Source organism: Pseudomonas sp., from assembly GCF_050739995.1.
Classification (GTDB): Bacteria; Pseudomonadota; Gammaproteobacteria; order Pseudomonadales; family Pseudomonadaceae; genus Aquipseudomonas.
Genome location: NZ_JBOICG010000607.1, coordinates 1 through 3,706 on the forward strand (window position 1 = coordinate 1; position 3,706 = coordinate 3,706).

A 3,706-nucleotide genomic window follows, 5' to 3' on the forward strand; every position below is an offset into this window, starting at 1 on the left:
CGGTTGGCACCGTGAACCGATACGCAAGCCACTTCGCCTACAGCGAACAGACCGTGGATGATTTCGTCCTGGCCATCAGCGTTCTGGGTGATCGCCTGGCCATGAATGTTGGTCGGCACGCCGCCCATCATATAGTGGCAAGTCGGAACAACCGGAACCGGAGCAACCACCGGATCAACGTGAGCGAAGGTCTTGGACAGCTCGCAGATACCTGGCAGACGGCTGTGCAGTACTTCTTCGCCCAGGTGATCGAGCTTCAGCAGTACGTGGTCGCCATTCGGGCCACAACCGTTACCGGCGATGATTTCTTTAACCATGGAACGGGCAACAACGTCACGACCCGCCAGGTCTTTCGCGTTCGGAGCGTAACGCTCCATGAAACGCTCGCCGTGCTTGTTGATCAGGTAACCACCTTCACCACGGCAACCTTCTGTAACCAGTACACCAGCGCCGGCGATGCCGGTCGGGTGGAACTGCCACATTTCGATGTCTTGTACCGGAACGCCAGCACGCAGTGCCATGCCGACGCCGTCGCCGGTGTTGATCAGCGCATTGGTGGTCGAAGCGTAGATACGGCCTGCACCGCCAGTCGCCAGAACGGTAGCGTTGGCGCGGATGTAGGTGGTTTCACCGGTTTCGATGCAGATGGCGATCACGCCAACGAATGCACCGTCGGCGTTCTTCACCAGGTCGACCGCGTAGTACTCGTTCAGGAACGTAGTGCCGGCTTTCAGGTTGCCCTGATAAAGGGTGTGCAGCAGCGCGTGACCGGTACGGTCGGACGCGGCGCAAGTACGGGCAGCCTGCCCGCCCTTACCGTAATCCTTCGACTGGCCGCCGAATGGACGCTGGTAGATACGACCTTGCTCGGTACGGGAGAACGGCAGACCCATGTGGTCCAGCTCGAACACCGCGGCCGGGCCTTCCTGACACATGTATTCGATAGCGTCCTGGTCACCGATGTAGTCGGAACCCTTGACGGTATCGTACATGTGCCAGCGCCAGTCATCGTTCGGGTCGGCGGAGGCGATGGCGCAAGTGATGCCACCCTGGGCCGACACGGTGTGGGAGCGCGTTGGGAACACCTTGGTGATCACGGCAGTCTTGTGACCGCCCTGGGCCAGCTGCAGCGCTGCGCGCATGCCGGCACCGCCGCCACCAATGATGATGGCGTCGAAGGAAATAGTTGGAATGTTAGCCATGAATCAGATACCCCAAAGAATCTGCACACCCCAGACGAAGTAAGCGAACATCGCGACGCCGCATACTGCCTGGAAGAGGAAACGTACTGCAGTCGCGGACTTGCCCAGCGCCATCGGCGTCAGGTAGTCGGTCGCGATGGTCCACATGCCGACCCAGGCGTGAGCGCCCAGGGCTACAAGGGCCAGCAGACTGAAGATTCGCATCGCATTGTGGGAAAACAGGCCATGCCATTGCTCATAGCCGATGCCCGGATTGGCGACGAGGTATCCGATCAGGAAAATGAAATAAGCCGCGAGAACGACCGCAGACACACGCTGCGCCATCCAGTCATAGAGGCCCGAACGCGAAAGGTTCGTAACGCTGGTTACCATATCCAAACTCCTGCCAGAACGATCAGCACCACGGAAATGGCGATGATGATTTTCGAGCCCAGGCGGCCGCCTTCCAGCGTCTCACCGATACCCGCATCCATGATCAAGTGGCGCACACCGGCTACCAGGTGATACAGCAGAGCGGACAGGAGGCCCCATGCTACGAACTTGGCCAGCGGGCTGGTCAAGCATGCCTTCACCTCGGCGTATCCTTCCTCGGAACCCAGGGATTTGCTCAATGCATAAAGCATGATGCCCAAGCCCAGGAACAGGATGATGCCGGAAACACGGTGCAGGAACGACGTAACGCCGGTGATGGGGAGTTTGATGGTCCTTAGGTCTAGGTTTACAGGTCGTTGGCTATTCACGGCTTTTTTTCACACTGAAGAGCCCCTAACAATCAGGGCAAAGTTGTTGGGGAGTGCACTGGTCAGGTAACCACCACCCAGGGATGCGACCCCCATCAAATCAGGCCCAAAAGCCCCTGGCGGTCGGAGGCCGAGTATAGACAGTTAGGTTACTAATGACAACGCGCACTCCTCACCCGAATAGCGCATTGCTTTAACCGGATAAAAGGCGTAAATGGCAGTCAATTTCGACGAAAAAGTATGGTTAAAGCCTTCTGGGGCAAGACTTTAGGCAAATTGACATCTGGATTTATATCAATATAGTGGTGCGGGCCCTGCGTGGGGGGTCTGTCTGATGATTTGAAGCATAAATAGGAGGCCACATGGCTGACAAAAAAGCGCAGTTGATCATCGAGGGCGCAGCCCCCGTCGAGGTGCCCATTTTAACGGGCACCGTTGGTCCCGATGTAATCGACGTGCGGGGCCTGACGGCCACGGGCCGTTTCACATTCGACCCAGGCTTCATGTCGACCGCCTCTTGCGAGTCGAAGATCACCTATATCGATGGCGACAATGGCATTCTGCTGCACCGGGGTTACCCGATCGAGCAACTGGCCGAGAAGTCGGACTACCTGGAAACCTGCTACCTGCTGCTAAATGGCGAATTGCCAACAGCTGAGCAAAAAGCCCAGTTCGTCAGCACCGTCAAGAACCACACCATGGTTCACGAGCAGTTGAAGACCTTCTTCAACGGCTTCCGTCGCGACGCCCACCCGATGGCCGTCATGTGCGGCGTGGTCGGCGCCCTGTCGGCTTTCTATCACGACTCCCTGGACATCAATAACCCGCAGCATCGCGAAATTTCCGCGATCCGCCTGGTTGCCAAGATGCCAACCCTCGCCGCAATGGTTTACAAGTACTCCATGGGCCAACCCATGATGTACCCGCGCAACGACCTGACGTACGCGGAAAACTTCCTGCACATGATGTTCAACACCCCGTGCGAGATCAAACCGATCAGTCCGGTACTGGCCAAGGCAATGGACCGGATCTTCATCCTCCACGCCGACCACGAGCAGAACGCATCGACCTCTACCGTGCGCCTGGCAGGCTCTTCGGGTGCCAACCCGTTCGCCTGTATCGCTGCCGGCATCGCTGCACTGTGGGGCCCTGCCCACGGCGGTGCGAACGAGGCTGTTCTGACCATGCTGGACGAAATTGGCGATGTCTCGAACATCGACAAATTCATCGCCAAGGCCAAGGACAAGAACGACCCATTCAAGCTGATGGGCTTCGGTCACCGTGTCTACAAGAACCGCGACCCACGCGCCACCGTCATGAAGCAGACCTGCGACGAAGTGTTGAAGGAACTGGGCATCAAGAACGATCCGCAACTCGAACTGGCCATGCGCCTGGAAGAGATCGCCCTGACCGACCCGTACTTCATCGAACGCTCGCTGTACCCGAACGTCGACTTCTACTCAGGCATCATCCTCAAGGCAATCGGCATTCCGACCAGCATGTTCACCGTGATCTTCGCCTTGGCGCGGACCGTGGGCTGGATCTCCCACTGGAAAGAAATGCTCTCCAGCCCGTACAAGATTGGCCGTCCGCGCCAGTTGTACACCGGCTACGAGTCGCGCGATATCACCAAACTGGAAGATCGCAAGTAAGCATCTAACTATTTGGTCTAAAAAACGGCCTCCTTTTACAAGGAGGCCGTTTTTATTTGTGCAGGATTCGAGAAACAGTTTTGTCAGATCTGCCGCTATCGCGGGCAAGCCC

At 57.6% G+C, this 3,706-nt stretch carries 4 protein-coding genes; 1 reads left to right on the top strand and 3 read right to left on the bottom strand.

Annotation, left to right across the window (positions count from 1 at the left end; genetic code table 11):
- From sdhA to sdhC, 3 genes are all read right to left on the bottom strand, one after another.
- On the bottom strand, window positions 1-1,202 hold a 1,202-nt coding region (gene sdhA / locus ACRESD_RS20265), incomplete at its 3' end, for a succinate dehydrogenase flavoprotein subunit (RefSeq protein WP_431752528.1).
- Window positions 1,203-1,205: 3 nt separating this feature from the next.
- Complete coding sequence (sdhD, locus tag ACRESD_RS20270) at window positions 1,206-1,574, bottom strand: succinate dehydrogenase, hydrophobic membrane anchor protein (RefSeq protein ID WP_003172805.1); 369 nt, start codon at window positions 1,572-1,574, stop codon at window positions 1,206-1,208.
- On the bottom strand, window positions 1,568-1,942 hold the full coding sequence (gene sdhC, locus ACRESD_RS20275) for a succinate dehydrogenase, cytochrome b556 subunit (RefSeq protein ID WP_016979564.1): 375 nt from the start codon (window positions 1,940-1,942) through the stop codon (window positions 1,568-1,570). The genes sdhD and sdhC overlap by 7 nt, the downstream gene beginning before the upstream one ends.
- A 362-nt stretch (window positions 1,943-2,304) precedes the next feature.
- Between sdhC and gltA the strand changes: the two genes are divergently transcribed.
- The gene (gene gltA / locus ACRESD_RS20280) at window positions 2,305-3,594 is read left to right on the top strand and encodes a citrate synthase (protein WP_431752529.1); all 1,290 of its coding nucleotides are present in this window, start codon (window positions 2,305-2,307) and stop codon (window positions 3,592-3,594) included.
- Window positions 3,595-3,706 lie beyond the last annotated feature (112 nt).

Excerpts from the sequence above, each read along its gene's own strand:
- sdhD (WP_003172805.1), bottom strand. The coding sequence starts at position 1,574 with ATGGTAACCAGCGTTACGAACCTTTCGCGTTCGGGCCTCTATGACTGG.
- gltA (WP_431752529.1), top strand. The coding sequence starts at position 2,305 with ATGGCTGACAAAAAAGCGCAGTTGATCATCGAGGGCGCAGCCCCCGTC.